At 45.2% G+C, this 23,943-nt stretch carries 22 protein-coding genes; 14 read left to right on the plus strand and 8 right to left on the minus strand.

The genetic code is table 11. From position 1 onward, the window contains the following. The first annotated feature begins 20 nt into the window (after positions 1-20). The 3 genes from C9J01_RS10495 to C9J01_RS10505 all read left to right on the plus strand — a co-directional run bounded on the left by C9J01_RS10495 (position 21) and on the right by C9J01_RS10505 (position 2,415). Complete coding sequence (locus C9J01_RS10495; RefSeq protein ID WP_237156937.1) at positions 21-731, plus strand: phasin-related domain-containing protein; 711 nt, start codon at positions 21-23, stop codon at positions 729-731. Positions 732-808: 77 nt separating this feature from the next. Continuing rightward, the gene (locus C9J01_RS10500; protein ID WP_107298101.1) at positions 809-1,168 is read left to right on the plus strand and encodes a phasin family protein; all 360 of its coding nucleotides are present in this window, start codon (positions 809-811) and stop codon (positions 1,166-1,168) included. Between the two features lie 308 nt (positions 1,169-1,476). Next, positions 1,477-2,415 carry an alpha/beta hydrolase gene (locus tag C9J01_RS10505; RefSeq protein ID WP_107298102.1) on the plus strand — a complete coding sequence of 313 codons (939 nt, stop codon included), beginning with the start codon at positions 1,477-1,479 and terminating at the stop codon, positions 2,413-2,415. Positions 2,416-2,509: 94 nt separating this feature from the next. Here C9J01_RS10505 and pbpG read toward each other — a convergent pair whose 3' ends face one another. Both pbpG and C9J01_RS10515 read right to left on the minus strand, forming a co-directional pair. Further along, positions 2,510-3,406 carry a D-alanyl-D-alanine endopeptidase gene (pbpG, locus tag C9J01_RS10510; protein WP_419686669.1) on the minus strand — a complete coding sequence of 299 codons (897 nt, stop codon included), beginning with the start codon at positions 3,404-3,406 and terminating at the stop codon, positions 2,510-2,512. 111 nt (positions 3,407-3,517) lie between these two features. Beyond that, positions 3,518-3,889: a hypothetical protein gene (locus C9J01_RS10515; protein ID WP_107298103.1), complete on the minus strand. Its 372-nt coding sequence runs from the start codon at positions 3,887-3,889 to the stop codon at positions 3,518-3,520. 436 nt (positions 3,890-4,325) lie between these two features. Between C9J01_RS10515 and C9J01_RS10520 the strand changes: the two genes are divergently transcribed. Beyond that, positions 4,326-5,339 (plus strand): Fe(3+) ABC transporter substrate-binding protein, encoded by a 1,014-nt coding sequence (locus tag C9J01_RS10520; protein ID WP_107298104.1) that lies wholly within the window; start codon positions 4,326-4,328, stop codon positions 5,337-5,339. A 102-nt stretch (positions 5,340-5,441) separates the two neighbouring features. Here the strand turns inward: C9J01_RS10520 and C9J01_RS10525 are convergent, their stop codons facing one another. From C9J01_RS10525 to fdhD, 5 genes are all read right to left on the minus strand, one after another. After that, a complete protein-coding gene (locus tag C9J01_RS10525) occupies positions 5,442-6,074 on the minus strand; it encodes a TetR/AcrR family transcriptional regulator (protein WP_107298105.1) in 633 nt (210 codons plus the stop codon). Between the two features lie 85 nt (positions 6,075-6,159). Further along, complete coding sequence (locus C9J01_RS10530) at positions 6,160-6,678, minus strand: DUF2505 domain-containing protein (protein ID WP_107298106.1); 519 nt, start codon at positions 6,676-6,678, stop codon at positions 6,160-6,162. An 11-nt stretch (positions 6,679-6,689) separates the two neighbouring features. Then, the gene (locus C9J01_RS10535) at positions 6,690-8,675 is read right to left on the minus strand and encodes an SDR family oxidoreductase (protein WP_107298107.1); all 1,986 of its coding nucleotides are present in this window, start codon (positions 8,673-8,675) and stop codon (positions 6,690-6,692) included. A gap of 533 nt (positions 8,676-9,208) precedes the next feature. Continuing rightward, complete coding sequence (locus C9J01_RS10540) at positions 9,209-10,123, minus strand: helix-turn-helix transcriptional regulator (protein WP_107298108.1); 915 nt, start codon at positions 10,121-10,123, stop codon at positions 9,209-9,211. Further along, positions 10,123-11,040, minus strand: coding sequence for a formate dehydrogenase accessory sulfurtransferase FdhD (gene fdhD, locus C9J01_RS10545; RefSeq protein ID WP_170114896.1), 918 nt, complete (start codon positions 11,038-11,040; stop codon positions 10,123-10,125). Before fdhD ends, C9J01_RS10540 begins: the two co-directional genes overlap by 1 nt. Before the next feature lie 266 nt (positions 11,041-11,306). Between fdhD and C9J01_RS10550 the strand changes: the two genes are divergently transcribed. The 9 genes from C9J01_RS10550 to cobB all read left to right on the plus strand — a co-directional run bounded on the left by C9J01_RS10550 (position 11,307) and on the right by cobB (position 21,141). Beyond that, positions 11,307-11,777, plus strand: coding sequence for a DUF3305 domain-containing protein (locus C9J01_RS10550; protein ID WP_107298109.1), 471 nt, complete (start codon positions 11,307-11,309; stop codon positions 11,775-11,777). After that, on the plus strand, positions 11,767-12,456 hold the full coding sequence (locus tag C9J01_RS10555; RefSeq protein WP_158264523.1) for a DUF3306 domain-containing protein: 690 nt from the start codon (positions 11,767-11,769) through the stop codon (positions 12,454-12,456). The genes C9J01_RS10550 and C9J01_RS10555 overlap by 11 nt, the downstream gene beginning before the upstream one ends. Positions 12,457-12,747: 291 nt before the next feature. Further along, on the plus strand, positions 12,748-14,427 hold the full coding sequence (locus C9J01_RS10560) for a 4Fe-4S binding protein (protein ID WP_107298111.1): 1,680 nt from the start codon (positions 12,748-12,750) through the stop codon (positions 14,425-14,427). Between the two features lie 9 nt (positions 14,428-14,436). After that, positions 14,437-15,042 carry a TorD/DmsD family molecular chaperone gene (locus tag C9J01_RS10565; RefSeq protein ID WP_107298112.1) on the plus strand — a complete coding sequence of 202 codons (606 nt, stop codon included), beginning with the start codon at positions 14,437-14,439 and terminating at the stop codon, positions 15,040-15,042. 182 nt (positions 15,043-15,224) lie between these two features. After that, on the plus strand, positions 15,225-15,455 hold the full coding sequence (locus C9J01_RS10570; protein ID WP_107298113.1) for a twin-arginine translocation signal domain-containing protein: 231 nt from the start codon (positions 15,225-15,227) through the stop codon (positions 15,453-15,455). Between the two features lie 13 nt (positions 15,456-15,468). Continuing rightward, positions 15,469-18,324: a formate dehydrogenase subunit alpha gene (locus C9J01_RS10575; RefSeq protein ID WP_107298114.1), complete on the plus strand. Its 2,856-nt coding sequence runs from the start codon at positions 15,469-15,471 to the stop codon at positions 18,322-18,324. Positions 18,325-18,336: 12 nt separating this feature from the next. Next, positions 18,337-18,954, plus strand: a complete 618-nt coding sequence (gene fdh3B, locus C9J01_RS10580; RefSeq protein WP_107298115.1) for a formate dehydrogenase FDH3 subunit beta — start codon at positions 18,337-18,339, stop codon at positions 18,952-18,954. A 98-nt stretch (positions 18,955-19,052) separates the two neighbouring features. Then, a complete protein-coding gene (locus C9J01_RS10585; protein WP_107298116.1) occupies positions 19,053-20,129 on the plus strand; it encodes a formate dehydrogenase subunit gamma in 1,077 nt (358 codons plus the stop codon). 301 nt (positions 20,130-20,430) lie between these two features. Further along, entirely contained in the window at positions 20,431-21,141 is a 711-nt protein-coding gene (gene cobB / locus C9J01_RS10590) for a Sir2 family NAD+-dependent deacetylase (protein WP_107298117.1), read from the plus strand. An 822-nt stretch (positions 21,142-21,963) separates the two neighbouring features. Here the strand turns inward: cobB and C9J01_RS10595 are convergent. Then, a complete protein-coding gene (locus tag C9J01_RS10595) occupies positions 21,964-22,419 on the minus strand; it encodes a PACE efflux transporter (protein WP_107298118.1) in 456 nt (151 codons plus the stop codon). Between the two features lie 96 nt (positions 22,420-22,515). Here C9J01_RS10595 and C9J01_RS10600 point away from each other — a divergent pair, with 96 nt between their 5' ends. Further along, on the plus strand, positions 22,516-23,400 hold the full coding sequence (locus tag C9J01_RS10600) for a LysR family transcriptional regulator (RefSeq protein WP_107298119.1): 885 nt from the start codon (positions 22,516-22,518) through the stop codon (positions 23,398-23,400). Positions 23,401-23,943: the final 543 nt, after the last annotated feature.

The raw sequence follows: 23,943 nt of genomic DNA on the forward strand, positions 1-23,943 counted from the left end.
TTTTAGGGAGAACATTCTAATTGAAATTCGTAAATTACATACAAGCAGTCAGGCAATACCCACTGGCTGGCACTATCGCAAAAGTTATGGAGGGGACACTGATGGGGATTTTTAAACAGACTGCGGAAGAATCAAATAAAGAGCAGATTCGTGACGCAATGGTTTACAACATTTGGTTAGCGGGCCTTGGTGCTTACGCCAAAAGTGCTGAAGAAATGAATCAGCTTTCTGATAAAGGCAAGAGCCTTTTTGATGAGTTGATTGAGCGTGGTCGTGCAGTTGAGTCGAAAACGAAAGAGCGAGTACACACAGCACGCAGCCAGACTTCAGTGGCAATTGAAGAACGCATGCACAACATGGTTCAGAAATTCATTGGTTTGGACAACGAGCGCCTAGATCGTGTTGATGACAAGATCGACCAGCTAACTGCCAACATTGAAGCACTGGTAGAACGCCAGAAAGCACAAGCTGAGAAAAAGCCGGCTCCACGTAAGCGTACCGCTGCGAAAGCCACTGAAAAAGCAGCGCCTGCAGCCAAGAAACCAAGTGTTGCACGCCGCAAAACAGTAAAAGCTGCACAGCCAGTTCCAGCGGCTAAGCCAGAAGCTGAGAAAAAAGAGGTCGAAGCGCCGGTAAAGCCACAGACCGTAGCGGCAACTAGCGCTGTTGCGGAACCAAAGGCTAAAGCTGAAGACAAGCCTGCGGTAAGTACAAAACCTGAAGTGGTGTAAGCATAGCTTCCAATAGATATGCAGCCGTGAGTTAAATCGAGCGTGCTTAAAGCAAGATAACGCAAGAGGATATGATTATGAGCAACAATACAGTAGTGAAAGCGGCAAAAAATGTCGTTGAAAGTGGTGAAGGCATTGCACGTAACATTTGGTTAGCAGGCCTTGGTATTTACAGCCGTAGCTTGGAAGAAGCCCAGCAGCTTAACGAGAAGTCAAACTTGATGTTTGATGACCTAGTTGAACGCGGTAAAGAAGTCGAAATCCAAGCGAAAGAGTGTATTGGTAAGAACACGGAAAAAGCGACTGAAGAAGTAGAAGCAGGTATGAATGATCTGTTCTACCGCCTAAGTGGCGTTGACCGTGAGAAGCTTGAGCGTATGGACGAGAAAATCGACAAACTGACTCAAGCCGTTGAGAAATTGGCAGAAGCAGAGTAACTGCCAATACGGAGCTACGTTTATGCCAGCCAGACAATAAGTAGCTCCGGGCTGACCAACCGTTCCCAGTCTGCAGGTTGTGAAGCCTTTAGGTTGCGCGTGGGCCATGCACGCGCACCTTTTTTGCTATTTTTGCTGCCTTTATTGGCAGAGTTTTTTTGCACCCTAGAAAAACAGTTGTTTTAACCTTAAATGACAGAAAACTAGGCACTTCTTAAAGAAAAGCATCATTTTTTTGCTACCAGATATTGACCAAACCCCTTGTTTAATTCTAACTTTGTAAATGAATTGTAAAAAAGGTGGCGTATATGGATAGTTGGCGTAATAGGGCTTTCAACAAGGTTTTATTCCGAATTATGCGGCAACGTCTTGCAAACTGTGAATCAACCGAAGAAATGCGTGATCTCATTTTATCTATTGATAACTATGGGCCTTTCATTGCTGCACCAAAGGGGATGGAGATCACACCAACCCGCTTCGCCGACGTGTCTTGCGATTGGGTCGATATGCCCAAGAGTAGCGGTAACAAGATTATCCTTTACTTCCATGGTGGAGGGTTTTGCTTTCACAGCCCAAAGATCCACAACGCCTTCTTAGCGCGCTTAGCTAATCACACCAGCTCGCGTGGACTTATGGTGAATTATCGATTAGCGCCCGAAAACCCATATCCTGCGGCCCCAGATGACTGCTTTGCAGTGTACAGAGGGTTATTGGTCAAAGGCTACCACCCACACCAAATCTTCTTCGCAGGGGATTCTGCAGGTGGTAACTTAGTGCTGACGACGATGCTTAGGATTCGCGAAGCCAAATTACCGCAGCCTGCTGGTGGTATTTTGATGTCGCCAGTGTCAGATATGGCTGTGACTGGGGAGTCAGCGTTTAAGAAATGTAAGGATGACCCATTTTTTGATTTAAGCACCTTACTTTTGATGCGTAATAACTACATTGGAATGCAAAACCCCTGTGACCCTGATATTTCCCCGTATTACGCTGACCATCGTGATTTACCGCCAACCTTTATAACATCGGGCACCGAAGAGTTGCTAATGGATGATGCCATTCACCTTGCCCAGAGGATGGGTGAGGCCGGTAACGATGTCACGATCAACGTGGTTAAGGGCGTTCCTCATGTCTATCCGCTTTTTTATCAATTAAGCGAAGCTCGGGACGCGATGAAGTTGATGGCTGGCTTTATCAAAGAGAAATTCAAAGAAGCGGGTGAGTCGATTGATAAGAAAGCCAGTTGAGTTGGTTTACATAATTACGATGTAAAAAAAGAGCCCATTTAAGGGCTCGTTTTATTTTAATCGCTGTGAATTTTTCGCTCACAATTATTAGAGCTTAGTTTGTTAAGGTTGAGAGCTTCTGCTTTTGGTAGTGCATCGCAGATTCCGACACCTTGCCGCTATTGCCACTTTGTAGCCATTTCTTGATCCTACCAGCATCACCAACAGGCGTCAGTTTGCCATAAGCATCTAGCGTAACAATCAGTAACTGTCGGCCTTCCACATGGGTGACCATAGCCAAGCAATGCCCTGCAATATCCAAATAACCTGTTTTACTCAACCCGACATTCCATTTCTGGCCCCTGACAAGCGCGTTGGTGTTGGTGTAACCCAGCTTGTAACGTGGTTTTTTGAAATAGGCGGTATGCACAGGTGTTGTGCTGTATTCTTTGATTTTCGGGTATTTGTAGGCAGCTTTTACCATTTTGGTGATATCAGCAGCGGTAGACACGTTATTGGGGTCTAAACCCGAGCTATCGACAAACACCGTGTCTTTCATATCTAGGGATTTTGCTTTGGCGTTCATTGCTTCTATGAAAGCATCATAACCACCAGGGTATTGGCGGGCTAAGGCTGCCGTAGCGAGGTTTTCTGAAGACATAAGGGCAATATGAAGGGCTTCCCCTCGACTTAGCGTAGACCCCATCCTGATACGCGAATAACCATTGTAGATCTTTTCTTTGTCTATCTTTTCAAAGCTGATTGCTTCGCCCAAGGAAAGTTTGGCATCCAGAACGACCATCGCGGTCATCACTTTAGTCAGTGAGGCAATAGGCATCACGATGTCAGAGTTCTTCTGGAAGAGTGTTTTGTTGGTATCGAGATCAGTTACGTACGTACTAACTGAAGCTGTCTGGATGTTATCTGTATTGAGCTTACTGGCATGAACTGTTGATATGGACATGGCCAGGCAGATGGCAAATAGCCGATTGAGTTGGCGAAACAAAACCACTCCTTGTTGATAAAACGATGTATAGCAATACAGACAAGGGTAGCTTGGGCTAAGGAGTTGGTAAAGTCAGTTTATCGTTAATTGGGTAGGCGACTGGTTGTCGCTCTGCTGCTAGGGCTCTTGATCTTCCCAGCCTTTGTCTTCCCACCATTGGTACATACAAAATACAAACCCAAGTGCGCCAATAGTTATCATCATCTGGAGAGCCAACTCGTTAAGTAAGTTAGGCTCAAAGGACGAGGCCATGATGGCGACGGTAGCAAATGCATAGGCTAGGTACCCCCATGAACTGCCCCGATAGAACTGTAGGATTTCTAAGGCGATAAACAACACAGATGAAACGAAATAAAATCGGTAGAACTTACCAATGATGTCGGTATAGAATTCGCCAGCAAACCTGACCATCAACCAATGGAAGCATGTGTAGAACACAACAATACAGATTGTTGATTCTGATAGGCTTTTAAAAAGTTTGATGTTCATTTTGGTCATCCATCTATGCTACTTGTCAATTTTTAGCACAATACAGACAGAGATACTTTTTCAAAATGTAAAAGACTATTTTAATTGGAAAACAAATTTACGATATGAGTAAGTACGATTCAAAGTAACCATCCATTAATAGTGTTGATTATTTTATTCATCAAGCAGGCTAATTGTTTTTAATTATTAAAATTGTCACTTAAATTAATATTGTTGGGAGTAGCTTAAGCTGTAGTTACACAGCCTTTTGGGGTTTATTTTCTTGATAAGTATGGAAAAATTTCCATCATTCGATGTTTGGGTAGGCGGGTTGGGATTTATGGAAGGTAAAATATTGAGATGTAAAGTCCCTTTATGGTGATTGTGAGTTTTCTCCTTAAATCTTATGCTATCTGGCAGTTACTGATAACGTCTATCATTCTTATAAGAGATATCCATGAAAAAGCTATTATTGGGTGCTGTTTCTGCCACTTTATTTTTCCCTCAATTTTCTATGGCAGCCGAAGAGGTTAATGTTTATTCGTATCGGCAGGCTTTCTTAGTTGAGCCTTTATTTAAAGAGTTTACCGATGAAACTGGCATAAAAGTGAATGTGAAATTTGCTAGAGAAGGTTTTACTGAAATGCTTAAGCACGAAGGACGCTTGAGCCCTGCCGATATTATATTAACCACAGATGTAGGCCATTTGATTGAGTTGTCCGATGAAGGCTTGGTTCAGCCAGTTAATAATGACATTGTAAATAAAAACATTCCAAGCCAGTACCGAGATAGCGAGGGTGAGTGGTATGCACTGACACTGCGCACCCGAAATGTCCAGTCTTCAAAAGGCCGTGTCGGTCGGTTACCAAGCGACTTTGATTATATGGACTTAGCCGATCCGAAATGGAAAGGAAAAGTCTGTACCCGTTCTGGCAAGCACCACTACAACATTTCATTGGTATCCTCAATCATTGCCCACCATGGCGAAGAAAAGGCAAAGGAATGGCTGGAAGGATTCAAGGACAACCTTGTTCGCAAACCACAGGGTAATGATCGCGGCCAGATTAAAGCGGTGAAAGAGGGGCTATGTGATATTGCCGTTAGCAACAGTTATTACTTCGGGATCATGATGGCAGATGAAAACCAGCGCAGCTGGGCAGAGTCTGTATATATTAATTTCCCGGGCCAAGAGCAAAATGGTACTCACGTCAATGTCAGCGGTATGGCTATGGCCAAGTACGCTCCGAATTCAGAGAATGCCATTAAACTGATGGAATTCTTGTCTGATAGTAAAGCACAGGAAATGTATGCCGCTGCGAATTTCGAGTATCCAGTTAAACCCGGCGTTCAGCCAACAGAACTAGTGGCCTCTTGGGGGGAGTTTAATGCTGATGCGCTTCCTCTTGAGCAGATTTCTCAATACCGTCCAGTAGCGGTAAGGCTGCTGGATGAAGTGCAGTTTGACCTATAGAGCGCCAAGGTTAAATTCCATTAGTTTGAAATGAAAAAACACCCCATGTAGATATGGGGTGTTTTTGATTATCATTGTTAAACCAAAATCTCTATTTGCTGATCACGTCACTAACTCTTCCACCAAATCTTGATGGGTAAAGAAAGGGGACTTCGCATTCTCTGTGAGATATGGCTCAACCATCGAAATGAGACGTAGGACACCAGAGCGGGCTAGGTCGCTTTCGGTATAATGATCGTCAAGTAGCGTTTGGTAATTCAACCAGTTCAAGCTGACAAGCAGTAGGTTATCAGCCAGAAGTGGTAAGCTTTGCTCATCGCACTTTAGCTTACCCAGTTCGACGAGATGTTTTAGCATGTCATTGCACAAATGGCGTAGCTTGAGGATCAGGGTTCTGATCTTACGCTTGATTTGCGGGTTCTGGCCGTTCAGGCTATCCAAGTTTCTGAATAGGAAACGGTAATGGGTAAACAGAGCCATTACGGTGTGCATAAATGGCCAGTAGTCATCAAAGTCCTTGACCTGGCTTGCGTACTCATTGCTGATGGTTGTCAGGGAGTTTTGCAGCTCATTAACGAGAGTCGCAATAATTTCATCTTTACCACGGAAATGGTAGTAAAGGTTACCCGGGCTGATCCCCATCTCGGTAGCGATGATCAGCGTACTAACTTGTGCAACACCATCACGATTAAACAGCTCAAGACTAACTGACAAAATCCTATCTTTGGTTTTCATCATCTTTTCCTTGTTATTCGAGCTTCACCTTCGACATAACCATCATTAGCATATTTTGGCTATGCCGAAGGTGATGGGGGGAGCATTATTGCTCTTCGGCAACCAATTGCGGCAGGACTTCGCGCAGGAACTCGTACTCACCCTGCATCTGCTCTTTCATATCACCGCAAATGAAGGATACGAGAGTGCTTCCTACCAGTGGAATAGCTGACTTCACATCCATAGTGACATGGTTGGAAGTGGCAATCCCTGGGCGAGTGGCTGGCTCGCTGAACACCATCTGGCCTTCGATTGTGGCAGGCACGCCCAAGATTTCGATTTGTAGCTTACAGACCAATTGCTCATTCTCTTGCCAGTGCCAAGATTCTGTTTGCTTAATGGTGTTGTAGCTGCCCAGCAGGCTTTTTAGCACAGCAGGTACATTGGCTGGCATTTCGCGCTGGGTTTCCACTCGGAACCCATCTTCAGTCTCTTCAAGCGTAGCGACACGGACATTCTTGGCACCCAGTTTCTGGTACTTTTCAGTAATGAGGTCTTCTTCACTGAAATAGCGCAGTAAGGTATCAAGATCTTCTTTGTAGTCGTGGATTACTGAAACTTGCATTGCTTACATCCTTACATGTGTATTTCGCGCATGATGCTATTAATAGCTACTACATCAGCAGAAGGCTGCTTAGGCTCTGCATCTTCACCATCGTGCTTGCCATGGTCTGGGTTGTAACCCGTCGCCATCAATAACTCACCCAGTTTCGGATAGACACCATGGATAAAGGCGCCAAGTAGGCCTAGTTTGGTAGCAATACGCTTCGGACGTTCAATAATGGCTTTGATGATCAAATCTGCTGCTTCTTCTGGAGAAAGTAGCGGGATACCACCTTCCGCTTCACGGTAGTGATCAGAGATCATGCGGGTTTCAACCAACGGCATGTTGATGGTTGTGAAATCAATGCCTTGCCCACCTAGCTCAGTGCTTGCTGTGCGGGTAAAGGTGTCCAGTGCTGATTTCGATGCAGCATAAGCAGAGAACAATGGCTGGTTAGTCAATACCGCAATGGATGAGATATTGATGATGTGGCCTTCTCCAGCTTCGATCATTTCTGGCAGGTTGCCAAGAATCATGCGCAGCGCACCGAAGTAGTTGATCTGCATGGTACGTTCGTAATCGTGCAGACGGTCTGTTGCTTTCTCTACCGAACGGCGGATAGAGCGGCCGGCGTTGTTGATTAGGATGTCAACTTTACCGTGGTCGTGTTTGATCTGCTTGATGACTTCCTGAGAAGGCGCATCTTGGCTCAGATCACACTGGTAGATGAAGGCATGGCCACCCAAACGCTCGATTTCATTTCGTGTCTGCTGCAGTCGCTCAAGGTCACGGGCAATCAGAACTAGGCGAGCTTTGGTTTTGGCAAGCTTGATCGCAGTGGTGTAACCGATACCTGAAGAAGCACCAGTGATCACAACGACTTTATCGTTAACGCAGCCTTGCAGTGTTTTCTCAACATGCAGTTCAGGGTCTAGGTTACGCTCCCAGTAGTCCCAAATCTTGTCTGCGTAGTCGGCTAGGCGAGGGCAGCAGATGTTACTGTCTGATAGCGCGTTTAGCGTATTGCTGCAATCAAACTGGGTTGGGTAGTTGAAGTAGCTCAGTGCGTCCTGCGGCATGTCCATTTCTTTACTGATAGCATCAATAAAGCGTTTTAGCGCAGGAACCTGACCCAACTGAGACCAGAAGTGGGATGGGATCATGCGGAACACACGCATGTCCAAACGCATAGCCATACGCGGCGCGTGACCCGCTTCGGCAAACAGGTTAATCACTTCACCTGAACGATACGGATCAGGGTCCACGATATGGAAACACTGGTTGTCTAATTCAGGTTTATGAGAAATATGGTCAATAGCATCGGCAACATAGTCAACCGGTACTAGGTTCAGGCGGCCGCCTTCAAGACCTAGAAGAGGAGCCCATTCTGGTAGTGCGCGGCGTAACTTCTGGATGATCTTGAAGAAGTAGTATGGGCCGTCAACACGATCGGCTTCACCTGTCTTCGAATCACCGATGACAATACCCGGGCGGTAGGCACGCCAAGGAATAGTTGCTGTCTCTTGGACAAGTTTTTCAGCGTTATGCTTGGTAGAGAAGTAAGCATGCTCAAGGCCAGTCGCCTCGTTAAGCATATCTTCGCGGAACCAGCCACGGTATTGGCCCGCAACAGCAATTGAACTGAAATAGTGGAAACAACCAGCATTAATGCGCTCGGCGAAACGTAGCGTATGTTCAGTGCCTTCAATATTGGCGCGCATCATATCTTCTTCGCTAGCAGTCAGATCATAGATGGCTGCTAGGTGGAAGAACTGATCAATTGTTCCTGTGAGTTTCTTGGTATCTTCAGCTGAGATGCCAAGGTTTGGTTCGGTAATCGAGCCCTTGATGCAGTGGAACTTGTTCTTAGGCAGATTATGTTTTTCTAACAGAGCTTCCAGTCTATCTTCAGAAATTTTGTCATAGGTGAGTAGGTAGATATCACCAGGACGTTTAGCCAGACGTTGTAATAACTGAGAACCGATAAATCCAGTTGCGCCGGTAATGAAATAATTCATGACCACTCCTTACGCGGTATTTATTTTTACATTCAATTGCAGAGTAATTTACTGGTCAGATGACCGACTTCAGTGTGCATCTGGTGGCACAAATCCTCAAAGCAAATCCTAGAAAAATGTGGCCTAGATCAATATTCAGCAAGGGTATTTTACGTTTTAGAGTAATTGCTCACGTTTTTTGTTTTTGGGTTTCATTTGTCACATCCGACCAGTGATAAATATCGAATATATGACAGGTATTAAGTATTAATAAATGTATATAAGTGAAAGATTTACCTTCGTTGATTTTATTGATTGGTTTATCTGTAAAAAGGTTAGATAACAGTATGAATGCTAACTAAGGAAGGCGTTCTGCAGGAGTAGATAAGGTGAAATGCCATTATGATTGCAAAACCGTCCAGCTCTTATAGGTTGCTGTCGTATTGATAGCTTTTATTTGCGGGGAAATAATGAGTGGAATTTTATTTTGATGGCAATTGATGAGGATGAAAAAAGGGAGCCTCAATAGCCCCCTGATGTATGGGTATGAATGGTTACTTGCCACTCCAAACCTGTTGACCGCTCCGGCTAAAGTTATAACCGCCAAGCTGATCACCTTTGCCCTGGATCGCGTTATCGCTCAAGGCGTGAAGTAGCTTCTGCTGGAGATCTCTGAAATAGATATTTTTGGGGATAACAAGCTCAAAGGCTTCAGTACACAGAGGAATAAATCCGAGGCCAAATTCTCCGGCGGTACTTTGGCTGGCACAACCCACATCGGCTTCACCCCTTGCAATGCTTGATGCGAGTTCTCTTTCACTATTACAGGTTCCTATGCTCGTTAACATCTCAATCGTGAAGGCGTGAGTGTGTAACCATTCGGAGAGTGCCCGCATACTGCCGGCTCCTTCCTGACGCATCGCCCAGCGCCAACGAGAAGACAACAGTTCCTGAGGCTGGATGGAGCGGTTATTTACACAGTCAGCGATTTCTTGAGAAACCACTAAACCTTGCTGGCGTTCGAAGGCATGGATAAGCACCCAATTACGATGACCGCTATATTGTTGGAGTAAGGCGGGATGGCGTAGGGCGGCTTCTTCTGCATGGCCCCAATGGATGCAACACATATCGACATGGCCTTTGCTGAGCATTGCTAGGCCCTGACGAGTACCTGTAGAGGTATAACCAATGAGTGCAGTGCTGCCAAGTTTGTTCGCCATGTCACCCACAACCATCTGCAACAGCGGGTCATCGGACCCTGCTATTAATAGGCGATCATTCAAAACCCCATTGTGGCATGACTCGAGCAGCCATTTGTCTAGCAGCGCTTTAGGAAATAACCATTTGCCGGTTACCTTGGTAGCTGGCAGTAAACCGTCGTTGGCAAGGGCGTAGACTTTCTTTTCATTTAAATCGAGATATTCGGCTACTTGCTTGGCATTCATGAAATCGGGATAGCTGCTTTCCATTACTTGTTACCACCATGCTGGTGGTTTGTGTGTAGCTGATCAGTTTCACCTTTATGATTGGGTTTGTGTGCATCTTCAACAGGCAGGCTCCCAGTTTTACCTTTTACATCAAGGATTAGGTTTTCCATCCCGTTATACACCTGGAAACGGTGGCCTTTGGCGCGCGCAATCATGGTGATCCCCAATTTTTGGGCAAGCTCATAGCCCATCTGCGTTGCACCTGAACGAGAGAGCAAAACGGGGATCCCCATCTGGGCGACTTTAATGACCATCTCAGAGGTTAGGCGGCCAGTCGTGTAGAAAATCTTGTCGGCACCTTGCTCGCCTTTGAGCCACATTTCTCCAGCTAACGTATCGACTGCGTTATGACGACCTACATCTTCGACAAATGACAAAATCTCAGTGTCTTTACACACGGCACAACCGTGAACGGCACCTGCCGCTTTGTAGGTTTCGTTATGGTGGGTCAGCGATTCAAGCAAACCGTAGAGCTTAGATTGGGGAATGCTCGGCTTAGGTAGCTGGATACCTTCCAGCTTTTTCATTACGTTGCCAAACATGGTCCCTTGTCCACAGCCTGAAGTCACCGTTTTCTTACCTAGCTTCTTCTCTAGGCCATCGGTATTCTCGCGGGTAATGACGGCAGCGGAGTTTGTCTCCCAGTCAATAATCAAAGATTCGATAGCATCTATATCTTCAATAAAACCTTGGTTTTTGAGGTACCCCAACACGAGCGCGGAAGGGCGTTCACCTAAGGTCATTAGGGTCACAATCTCCACCCAATTGAGATAAACCGTAAGGGGATGTTCGCAGGCAATTTCTTTTTCCATCATATCGCCATACTCATCCATTACCTGGACAGTCATCGTCTGGTTAACTGATGAATTTGTTTTAATTATTTTTGGCAATTGGCTCATCAAAATATCCTGCTGTTGATGGTTGTTGTTCGGCATGCAAAGGAGATCTTCCCGTTGGATGTGTTCATGTATACGCAACACTTTCTGGAACGTCTACTTTTAAAACATAGATTAAGTCGTTGTCAGATGTATTAGCAAACATCATTCCAACTTATTTGTTTCTGGAAATGTCATCTCTTTGGAAGTGCTTTTATAAAGTTGGTCTGATCCTTGCTTTATGGGGTTATCAATCAGATAAGCCCGAACCGAAAAGCTAAGGAGTGAGTGTGCCTGAACAATATAAAAATGAGTCATTGTGGCCGATAGCATTTCGTCTGGTATCAGAAGAAAAGCAAGTTGGTCGTTGGACAACACTTTCTTGGTCAATTGAAGACGTTTGCTTATACGGCGATGATGAAAAAGCGTCGCTAGCTACCAAGGATGATGGCTATGTCATGCCTTTGGAATTACATCGCCATGAGCGTTCAGACTATCGCTTTAACCTCAGCTCCCGTGATCCTCACTTATTCCTTGTTTGTGAGGAAGAGAACGAGCAGCTATCTCCACTATTGATTACGGCAGCTCAAGGGCTGGCAAGTAGTTATATGGATGGTGATTATCAGGTTCTTCATATCAAAGCACCTTTGCAGATTCAGGCTTGGATGGAGGCTTTTATCGGTCGTCACGGCGAGCAAATAGAATATCGCCGTAAACGTTGTAAAAACAAAGAGCAAAAAGGGCGTTCTAGTGGCAACTAATTTCTTCCAGCGTTGGTCCCAACGCAAAATAGAGGCCAAGGATGAAGGCGAAGAGCAATTAGAACAAGGCGTTATAGATCATGTTCTTACCGAGCATGAAGCGTCTGATCAGAATCTCGATAACGATGAACTCATTTCATCCGAACCGGAAATCTCAGCGAGTAACGAGGTTGAAGAGTTTGCGGGAAAAGATATTGGCTCTGAGCCTCAAGACATTGTTCCTGAATTAACCCTTGCTGATGCGGCAAAAGTTACGTTTGATTCCGGTGTCTCAACGTTTATGAAGCAAGGGGTTGAAAAGTCAGTGAAAAAAGCAGCCCTACGTAAGCTTTTTCACTCTGATGAATTCAACTACATCAGTGATATGGATGATCACACGGAAGATTTTTCCAACGTGCCTGTGCTTGATACCAAAGTGACTCAGCAGCTTCGCCAATGGGTGAATGAGGTTGCGGAGACTGCGGAGGAAGCACTTAATGCTTGTACAGAAACTAACACTTCAGAGGCAAACAACGTAGAGATAAGCCCTGAACAACTTGTTTCAAAGTCGTCAGGTACATCAGAGACTGATTCAAAAGATTCGGTAGATGTTGAAACCGGCCTTGCTCTCACTATCCCTACTGAAATAACGAGTGAAGAAAAACCGTTTTCTGATGGCAAGTTAGTGAAAAGGTCTTAGTAAAACCTAACGGCAACAAACGAAATGGGACAAAAAGGGAAAAATACCCTTAAAAACGATCGGGACATTTTGGCGCATTGGTCATCAAGGAGTGGGACAAATTGTCGCTAACCGGTTTGGTCAAACTGTCCTAAAGAGATTTTGGCTCCCTATAAGTCATTTTATTCCGTGAAAAGTTGGATCGGTTATTGCTCTATTAAAGAGTGTGAAGCGAAGAGATTAGAAAAACCTTTTCTAAACAATACGTTTCAATCGCCACTGACTAACGGTGACGAGTAGACAGGAATAATAATGTTAAATAGTACACTAAAAGCACTCTCCGCTACCAAAGAGCAAAATGGTGAAGCGAGACTGACTGCCATCAATGGTACTGTCGAGCTTTCTAATTTGATCCCACCAACGGTTTCTTATGAAAGCCGTGGGAATGTTTTGCTGGTGGGTGAAGAAGACGTTATCACGGCACTTGAGGCACAGTTTACTTCGCTAAATTCGGTAACCCTACTTGCCACAGCGAAGGCTGAATCTAAAGATAAAGCCAATACCAGTGTTAAGCGTAACAATCTTTATTTTGCATCTAAGGCAACGGTAAAAGGTTACCTTGGGGCATTTGAAGTGTCTTGTGATGTTGAAAGTATGTTGACGACGGTCAATCTGGCAAAAGTGGCTATTGGCCGTGATTGCTTTGATTTGATTGTGGATATGACTGATACAGGCTTAACAGAGGTTGAGATTTCTGCTCCGGGTTATTATGCCGTTGGGACAGGTAAAGCGAAATTGGCCAATGTCATCGAAGATCTGCCTGAGATGATTGGGACTTTTGATAAGCCTAAATACTTTCGACTAAATCCTGATCTTTGCGCACATTCTTCTCGTGGTGTGACCGGATGTGAGCGTTGTGTTGATGCTTGTCCTGCTGGTGCATTGTCCAGCACAGGCGACCGTATTGAAATCAATCCATACCTTTGCCAAGGAGTGGGTACGTGTGCGACAACTTGTCCGACTGAGGCAATCTCATATGCGTTACCTGATCCGGCAAATACTCAGCATTTCGTTTATCGATTACTAGAAAACTATAGAAAAGCAGGAGGCGAAAAACCAACCTTGCTTTTCTATGGAAACCGTGATGAAGAAAACGTAAATACGATCATCGCTGATCTTCCTGAGTCTGTTATTCCTGTTGCATTGGAAGAACTGGCGACAGTTGGTATTGATACTTGGTTCAGTGCATTGGCCTATGGTGCACATCAAGTGCTTTTGGCAACAAAGACCTCTTATATTCCTGACACTATCGATCGTGTACTGCGTGATGAATTAGCAACGGCTCAGTCATTTTTGGCTGAAATGGGCTATGACATTGAACGTATCGCTTTATTTGATTTTTCAGAGGCAAAAGCATTCTCTGGTTTTGACTCTGCACTATTGAATGTTGCTACTCCATTGGAAGGCGATAAACGCGCGAAGCTGTTTGCGGTTCTTGATGCCCTTTATGAAAACGCGGCGGTAAAACCAGAACGTACTGCGGTAACTGAAAATGCCCCATATGGTTCCGTTGAGTGCAAATCTGAAGATTGCACATTGTGTATGGGCTGTGTGTCTGTATGCCCGACGCGAGCACTTCATGCCATTGGCGATCGTCCAGGTCTTTTGTTTATTGAACAAGATTGCGTGCAATGTGGCATGTGTGAAAAAGCGTGTCCTGAAAAAGTGATTTCCCTTAATCCGGGTTTGACTTGGAATGCACAGACACGCCAGGAAGCACAGGTTCTGCATGAGGAAGAAGCGGCTTGCTGTACCAGTTGCGGTAAACCATTTGCTCCAGCTTCTATGGTGAAAATGTTGACCGAGAAGTTACAAAATCACTCTCAGTTTCAGGGAGAAGCCATTCGTCGGTTGAATATGTGCGAAGACTGCCGTGTTCGCGATATTTTCTCGACGATCGTCGATGATCCTGAAAGTCAGCTAAAAGTGTAGGAAAAGCAAATGGAATCAGTACTTCAAACTCAACAAGAAGATAGTGCACTGCGTGTTGAAATTTATGGCTTGTTAGCACATTTGTTTCGCAAAGCACCGGATCAAACTGTTTTGGATTGGCTTTCTGCGCTCGATGTTGAAGCGAATCAAAATGCTTCTTCATCTAACACAATGGCTGCTTCATGGCCTGTTGTTAAATTGGCGGCACAGACCTCAACCGTTTTAGCTGTTGAAGAGGAATATCAAGATCTGTTCATTGGTATTGGTCGTGGCGAGATCGTTCCATTTGGCTCTTGGTATCTAACCGGTTCATTGATGGAAATGCCTCTTGCTCATCTCCGTCGTGATCTCATGCAATTGGGCTTTGCCCGTGAAGAGAGTGTCAAAGAGCCGGAAGACCATATCGCCGCTTTACTGGAAGTGATGGCAATGCTGGTGGAAGGGGGAGATAAGCACTTACAGCAAGTTTTCTTCAATCGCCATATCGCAACTTGGTTCGAGCGACTATGCATTGATCTAAAGACTGCCAATAGTGCTGTGTTTTATAGCGCGGTTGCCGAATTAGCTTTGCAGTTCCTGCTGGTGGAAAAAACACGATTGGTAGAGGTGAACTAGACTTTACCTAATTTTCATTTTTGTGACGACGTAACCGCTACCTAGCTATGTAATGAGAGTGCTCAGAAAATAGCTGGAAGAAGTCTTTTAAGTCGTTATTTATTTTACGAAAAACTTAGCAAAAGAATTGATTTTCGAAACGAGTAGATCGGATTCGAAAACACGATAAGGAGCAAGCTTTTATGAGTGAGCAGAACAAACCTATTCATAAAGAGAGCAGTCATAAAGAGACCAGTCAAAGCCGACGCCAGCTACTGAAAAATATTGGCCTGAGTGTGGCGGCTGGTGCTGTGGTTGCCGGTACAACAACTGCAGTTCAGGCGAAGATTGAACAGCCTGAAGGCAATAAAGATGACAATACTACTGGCTATCGCGAAACCCAGCATATTCGCGATTACTACGAAACCTTGTAAGGCGGAGCAATAAATGAAACTGATTAAACGTTCCGATAACGTAAGCAAGGACGAAAACCAGCTAGGTATTTCGCGTCGTTCCTTTATCCGTAACTCTTCACTGGCTGCTGCTGGTGGTATGGCTGGTGCAAGTTTGTTTGCGCCGGGCATGATGAAAAAAGCCGAGGCAAAGGAAGTCGATCCTAAAGCGCCGGTTGAAGTGAAGCGTACGATTTGCTCCCACTGTTCTGTTGGCTGTGGTATTTATGCCGAAGTGCAGGAAGGGGTCTGGACTGGCCAAGAGCCAGCCTTTGATCACCCATTCAACGCTGGTGGCCACTGTGCGAAAGGTGCAGCACTTCGCGAGCATGGACATGGTGAACGCCGTATCAAATACCCAATGAAGTTGGTTGACGGCAAGTGGAAGAAACTGAGTTGGGAGCAGGCTTTGGATGAAGTCAGCCAGCAGGTCAAGAAGATCCGCGAAGAGTCGGGTCCAGATTCCGTTTACTGGTTGGGTTCTGCAAAACACAACAACGAACAAGCTTACTTGTTCCGTAAGATGGTCTCGCTATGGGGTTCGAACAACGTTGACCACCAGGCGCGTATCTGTCACTCCACAACCGTTGCCGGCGTAGCTAATACCTGGGGTTACGGGGCGATGACCAACTCGCTCAATGACATGCACAACTGTAAGTCGATCCTGTTTATCGGCTCAAACCCTGCAGAAGCGCACCCCGTTGCGATGCAGCATATCCTGATCGCCAAAGAGCGCAACAGCTGCAAGATTGTGGTTGCGGACCCTCGTCGTACCCGTACAGCAGCGAAATCTGATCACTATGTTTCTCTGCGTCCAGGCTCAGACGTCGCCTTTATTTGGGGTGTGCTATATCACATCTTCAAAAATGGCTGGGAAGACAAAGAATTCATTCGCCAGCGTGTTTGGGGGATGGATGAAGTACAAGCAGAAGTAGCCAAGTGGACCCCGGCTGAAGTAGAGCGCGTGAGTGGCGTGCCTGAAGCCGATGTGTACCGAACTGCCAAAATGCTGTCTGAGAACCGTCCAGGCTGTGTGGTTTGGTGTATGGGTGGTACCCAGCACACCACAGGTAATAACAATACCCGTGCTTACTGCATCCTTGAGCTTGCCCTTGGTAACATGGGTAAATCAGGCGGTGGAGCCAACATTTTCCGTGGTCACGATAACGTGCAGGGTGCAACAGACTTCGGCGTTTTGTCTGATAACCTTCCGGGTTACTACGGCCTTTCTGAAGGTGCGTGGAAGCACTGGGCGAAAGTGTGGGATGTAGACTACGAGTGGCTGAAGGGCCGCTTTGACCAAAAAGAATACAGCGGCAAGAAACCGATGAACAATGCCGGTATTCCTGTGTCGCGTTGGATTGATGGCGTGTTGGAAGACAAAGCCAACATTGAGCAGAATGACAACATCCGCGCCATGTTCTATTGGGGCCATGCGGTGAACTCGCAGACCCGTGGTACTGAAATGCGTAAGGCAATGGAAAAACTGGATATGATGGTCATTGTCGACCCGTACCCAGGTGTCGCTGCGGTAATGAACAACCGTAAAGACAACGTATATCTGCTGCCAGCAACTACACAGTTCGAAACAACGGGGTCTGTAACGGCAACCAACCGCTCGGTGCAGTGGCGTGATCAGATCATTGAACCGCTATTCGAATCAAAACCTGACCACGAAATTATGTACCTGCTTTCTCAGAAGTTGGGTCTTTCTGAGCAGCTGTTCAAACACATCCGTGTAGAAAATAACCAGCCTGTGATTGAAGACATCACCCGTGAGTACAACAAGGGTATGTGGACTATCGGTTACACCGGTCAGAGTCCTGAACGTCTGAAAGAGCACCAGCAGAACTGGCATACGTTCCATAAGACGTCCTTGGAAGCCGAAGGCGGCCCTGCAAACGGTGAAACTTACGGTTTGCCTTGGCCTTGTTGGGGGACTCCAGAGCTGAAACACCCAGGTACTCATATTCTTTACGATACGTCGAAAACCGTTGCTCAAGGTGGCGGTAACTTCCGTGCCCGTTTTGGTGTAGAACGTAACGGTGAAAGCCTTCTTGCAGATGACAGCTTCTCCCTTGGCTGTGAACTTGAAGATGGTTACCCGGAATTTACCGACAAGATGCTTAAGCAACTTGGTTGGTGGGATGATCTGACTGCAGAAGAGCAGGCGCAAGCTGAAGGTAAAAACTGGAAGACTGACTTGTCTGGCGGTATTCAGCGCGTTGCCATCAAGCACGGCTGTATCCCGTTTGGTAACGCTAAAGCGCGTGCTGTAGTTTGGACATTCCCAGATGCAGTTCCGTTGCACCGTGAACCGCTGTACACGCCTCGACGTGACCTTGTAACAGATTACCCAACGTGGAATGACAGTGAAGCCATGTTCCGTCTGCCAACGTTGTACAAATCGATCCAAGACAAAGACGTGTCTGGCGATTACCCAATCGTATTGACTTCCGGTCGATTGGTTGAGTATGAGGGCGGTGGTGATGAAACCCGTTCTAACCCATGGCTGGCAGAATTGCAGCAAGAGATGTTTGTAGAGGTGAACCCGAAAGATGCCAACGATATTGGCTTCAAAGACGGTGAGATGGTGTGGGTAGAGGGCGCTGAAAAGGGCCGTATCCATGTTAAGGCCATGGTAACGCCTCGTGTGAAACCGGGAATGGCATTTATTCCGTTCCACTTCGGCGGTAAGTTCCAGGGTGAAGATCTACGTGATCGATACCCAGAAGGTTGTGCCCCGTTTGTTTCGGGCGAAGCCGCCAACACGGCAACGACTTATGGTTATGACCCTGTTACCCAGATGCAGGAAACCAAAGTCACCCTCTGTAAAATCTCTAAAGCGTAAGGAGTCATTCTGATGGCACGTATGAAATTTCTTTGTGACTCTAAACGTTGTATCGAGTGCAACGGTTGTGTGACAGCTTGTAAAAACGAAAACGATGATGCGCTTGAGTGGGGTATTCAACGCCGTCGCGTCGTGACCCTGAACGATGGTCTACCGAATGAAAACTCAATCTCGGTAGCCTGCATGCATTGTAGTGACGCGCCATGTATGGCGGTGTGTCCGGCGGATTGTTTTGTTCAAACAGAAGATGGCATCGTTCTGCACGATAAAGATCTCTGCATCGGTTGTGGCTATTGTTTGTTTGCCTGCCCGTTCGGTGCACCGCAATTCCCACAGCAAACCGCTTTTGCAGAGCGTGGCAAGATGGATAAATGTACTTTCTGTGCAGGCGGTCCGAATGTTGAAACTGGCTCGGTAGAAGAGAAGCAGAAGTATGGTGCTAACCGTATTGCTGAGGGCAAACTGCCGATGTGTGCTTCTCTGTGTTCAACCAAGGCACTGCTGGCTGGCGATGCAGCGAAAATCTCTGATATCTACCGTGAGCGTGTTGTTGCTCGTGGCGCAAAGGAAGCGGGTTGGGCGAGTACCGAAGACCTTGCATATGATGCAGCCAAGGTGCGTAAGGCTTAATTAAGCCCAGCAAACGACAATGAGGCAACCTCAATGTTGGGGGTTGCCTCAAGGTAAGAGATTTAAACATAACTGTTGAACAAACAGTCGGGAGTAATATGACTAAGCGAATTCAACATTGGTTCTTCTTGTTATCAACCGCTTTGGTTTTGATGTTTTCATTATCGGCGGCAGCAAGTAACGAAACCAGTGCTAACTCTGAATCTGAACGCTTGGGCGAGTCTGTTGTAAGGCATGAAGTCATTGGCTTTGCCGGTGCTGACTATTGGCGAGCCGTCAAAGATGGTCAAGAAGGCTATACTACTTCGCAATCTCCAGAGCACGGTGTGCTAATCAGTGTCCCGGGGCAGACCTGGTTCATTATGAAAGAGAAGTGGATGTCACCGCTGGGCGCACTGGCCATTTTCGGTAGTCTGGTAATGGTTGCGTTGGCGTATGTGGTTGTTGGCCCATTAAAGCTTAGCAAGCCCAAAACGGGCCGTAAGATCAAGCGCTGGAGTCGGTTCGATAGGGCATTGCACTGGAGTTTGGCGTTTACCTTTTTGACCTTGGCATTTAGTGGATTGACGTTGGTTTATGGTAAGTATTTTATCAAGCCTATCGTACCCACTGAGTTGTGGGGCTGGGTGATCTATGCCGCTAAGCAATATCACAACTATATTGGTCCACTATTTGCGATTTTCTTGGTGGCAGTACTGATTAAGTGGTGGCGTAAAAGTATTTTCAACAAAGTCGACATGCAGTGGTTCATGAAAATGGGCGGTATGGTCGGTAAGCATAAGGGTAGTCACCCATCAGCTGGGTTCTCAAATGGTGGTGAGAAAGCTATCTTTTGGCTGTTGATATTCTTTGGTGCTTTCATTGTTGTCAGTGGTTTTATTCTCGACTTCCCACTATTCGGTCAAACACGTCGTGATATGGAGTTATCGCATCTAGTGCACATGCTATCTGCATTGGTGCTGATCTGCGGTTTCATCTTCCACATCTATATTGGTTTGTTTGGTATGGAAGCTGGCCTTGACGGCATGATCACCGGTGAGGTAGATGAGACATGGGCTAAAGAGCACCACGACTTGTGGTACGAAGAAGTCAAAGACTTGCCTGAGAACCAGCCTGGCTATGATGAGAAAGTCGAAGCCGATAAGAAGGGCAACGCCGCACAAGATAACGCCTAATATTCATCTCTAATTGTAAAACCGGTAGCGAACACTACCGGTTTTTTTATGTCTTAAAATTCAGTATGATAATGTCAATGCGCACGACATTGTTCCCACCTTATCGCGATGATACCAACCGCTGTGAATGTCGGCACTGATAACTCTCAATCGAGATATTACGTAATCAAACCATTACTCTAATGCACTATAACTTATTATTTGTTATCTATAATTAGACTAATGTCGTAGACGTTTTACTTATAACCACATGAAAACAATGGTATAAAGCTATATAGAGTATTGAAGAAAGGACACGGCCATGCTTTTCCCATATCGAAATATTGTTGTATTAACCGGCGCAGGTATTTCTGCGGAGTCAGGCATACGTACGTTCCGTGACCAAGACGGGTTATGGGAAAATCACCGCATTGAAGACGTGGCAACGCCTGAAGGGTATTATCGAGATCCAGCTCTGGTGCAAAATTTCTATAACCAGCGCCGCCAGCAGTTAGAAAGTGGAACAGTTTTTCCTAATGATGCCCATAAAGCACTGGCTAGGCTTGAGCAAGAGCTGGATGGTAAGGTCACCATAGTGACTCAGAACATTGATAACCTGCATGAAGCCGCTGGTAGCAAGAATGTAATTCATATGCACGGCGAGCTGCTGAAGGCCCAATGTAGTGAAACAGGTCAATCAGTAGAGTGGAGTGGGGATATCTCGCTTGATGATCACTGCCATTGCTGCCAGATGCCTGCACCAATGCGTCCAAATGTCGTTTGGTTTGGCGAAATGCCAATAGGTATGGACCGTATTCACGACGCTTTGCTTGAAGCAGACCTGTTTATTTCAATTGGTACCTCAGGTGCGGTTTACCCAGCTGCGGGCTTTGTTCATGAAGCGGCGATGCATGGTGCCCATACTATCGAGCTTAATTTAGAGCCAAGTGAGGTTGAAAGTGAATTTGCTGAGAAACGTTATGGTCCGGCGTCTATGCTAGTCCCTAACTTTGTTGATGAGATACTTGGTTAGAAAATAATAGTTAGTGAATTTAAATAGGGCGCTTTGAGCGCCCTTTTTTCATCCAAATATTAATTTACTGATTAGCCTAAAATCGAAGGCTCTGTGATCTTAATATTTGTTGATATAGCCACATGCTTTACATGAATACTTGTATTTCACACGTAAAAGTTTATCTAAAAGTGTTCTGTGAATACGAATTAAAGAGCCATGGCGCTGGCAGTTTTCACAATGCATATAAAACCTTGTTGCATGGAATTTAAAATAACTTGTTGCAATGATTAGTTAAGCATTCTTCAAAATATCAAGAAGCCTTTCGTTCAGTATCTCCATATGTTTTCTTTTCGTATCTTTGAGCCTATCTTGCGCTTTTTCTGAGATTGACTGGTTTAGCGTTCTTCGAGTCTGACTATATTGTTTTTTATACACGGTAATTACCTTGAGCTGTTTTCATGTAATCTTATTTATCTTATTATCTCATCATAATGATGATGCTTGATTCGTTTAGACATTGTACGCATTACATTGCTTTGATCAATCAGTCAGAAGGTGGTGAGAGCATCTTTCATTTTTTAATGTTTATTATCTCTAAATATCAATCACTTAATTTTTGGGTGATTTATAGCTCAAAGTTATACAACTGGAGATAATAGGTCAGATTTGACACTAATTAGGTAACGACATTATGGCCTACTGACAATCCTGTCGTCTCTGTACATGTTTGTCTGAAACTATCTCGATGCATTTTGGGGTGATAATGTCAGGATAGAAACCTAAAAACAACGCCCGCGATAAGCGGGCGTTCTAAGTTTTATCTAATAAAGTATGGAGCTGTTATAGAGCATTATTAGCTTTGGTATATTTAGAGTTGACAGGCGTGTTAATTGAAAAAAACTTCGCTTTAACGTGATCATATGCCCAGTTATAGATAATCGCATAAATCAAAAAGAAGAGTACGATTCCTATATCGAGAACAAAGACAGTCCAGAAGTCTAATTGTAATACCCACATCAATACGGGAATCGTGACAAATATTAGCCCGCCTTCGAATCCAAGGCCATGCAGAATTCGTGTTTTAACAGTTCTGCTTAAACGGTCATCACCTACAAACTTATCAAATATCACATTGTAGACGTAGTTCCATGCCATCGCGATTAAAGACATGACCACACTAAGTCCACCGACAACGGCGGGGTTATGCCTGGTAAAAATCGTTGCGGCTCCCATCAATATCACAAGAGCAAACACCTCAAACATTACGGTGTGCAAAATACGTTCTTTAATAGTCATCATTATTTTCCTGAGCTAATGCAAGTTGTTTTGTGCGTGTAATGTATCTTTATCTGTGATTAAATCTAGTTAGTTACCATCACCTTTACTGATAGTATGTATAATCTTGAACAACTCCAGATGTTTGTCACTGCGGCAAAGCTCGGGTCTTTTTCGGCCTGTGCCAGACAACTGGGAAAAGTCCAATCTGCAGTGAGTCAGGGGATAGCAAACCTCGAAATTGATTTCAATGTCGAACTGTTTGATCGCTCTACTCGCAAGCCAACGCTCACAGAGCAAGGTCAGCATTTACTTCGGTTTGCTGAAGCTACGTTACAACAGAGTTTTGAATTACAAAGTGCAGCGAAGGCGTTAAGTGATTATCAGGAAACTGAAGTCACCATCTTAATTGATGATAATTTGCTGATAGATAAACTCAGTACAATTGCCGATGAGTTTAGTCAGCATTTTCCTTCGACAACGTTGAGTACTATGCTGGCAAGTAGTACTGATGTTCCCAACTTGTTACTCAGCGGGAAAGGGGATCTTGGGGTAATGCTAACTGACATGGTGTACTTCAAAGAGCTGGATGTACGGTACATTGGCAGTGTTAAGTTTGTGCCCGTTGCCAGCCCTGACCATCCATTATCAAAACATGACAGTGTCACGCCTGCCGATTTAATACCATACCGCCAGCTAATGGTAAGAGGCGAGAGCGGTAAATCTATGGCTTATATGCCGCCGATATCGTCAACGCATTGGTGGACGAACGACCACCATGTCTTGATCCAATATGTAGAAAAAGGTATTGGTTGGACCTACCTGCCAAGTCATGAAGCTAAACAGAGAGCAAATATGGGAAGAATGAAAATCTTGCCTGTTACCTTCGATCATAAGGAATGGCAAGTTCCGGTAGAGTGTGTCGCTCCGAAAGGGAAGTCTGTTGGCCCTGCGGTCAAATGGCTAAACACAGCGATGAATGGATTGCTCGATGATATCTAAGTGATTAAAACTCGGGCCGTAGCTCGAGTTTTAAAAGCATAGGTAAAGCTAGCTACGGCAGGGCTCTTTGTCCATACCATGTCCGCACCATTCAATATCAATCAGTGGTTTCCTTGTAATGGGATCACACTCTATGACAGCACTCCATTTTTCTCTAGCCAAAGCAAGTTTAGCTAGGTCATCACCCCTTACAAAGAAGAATAAGCTTCCTGCCTCATCTGTACTTGCTGAATCCGCTTTTACCCAGATGTTTTGATTGCAAGCTATCTTGGTCTTAATGCACCAAAGTCGTTTAGGTTTGCCCACACGATTGTCCTGCGCTTTTAGTCGTTAATTAGTGAAATTATTTCAGGAAGATAAGTTATGGCTATACATGCTATGGATATTTTCAAAATCAGGTTGATCACTTCCAAAATTGTTTTTGATTTCAGAAGCCGAGTTTCTAGCATGATCTTTTCAGCTTCTAATGCTTCCTTTTCATCGACCGGTCTACCGCAGCAAGTGCAGTTATATTGGGTGTTATTCATATGGCTAGTTGTAACC

Origin of the sequence: Photobacterium rosenbergii (genome assembly GCF_003026455.1) — a bacterium.
GTDB lineage: Bacteria > Pseudomonadota > Gammaproteobacteria > Enterobacterales > Vibrionaceae > Photobacterium > Photobacterium rosenbergii.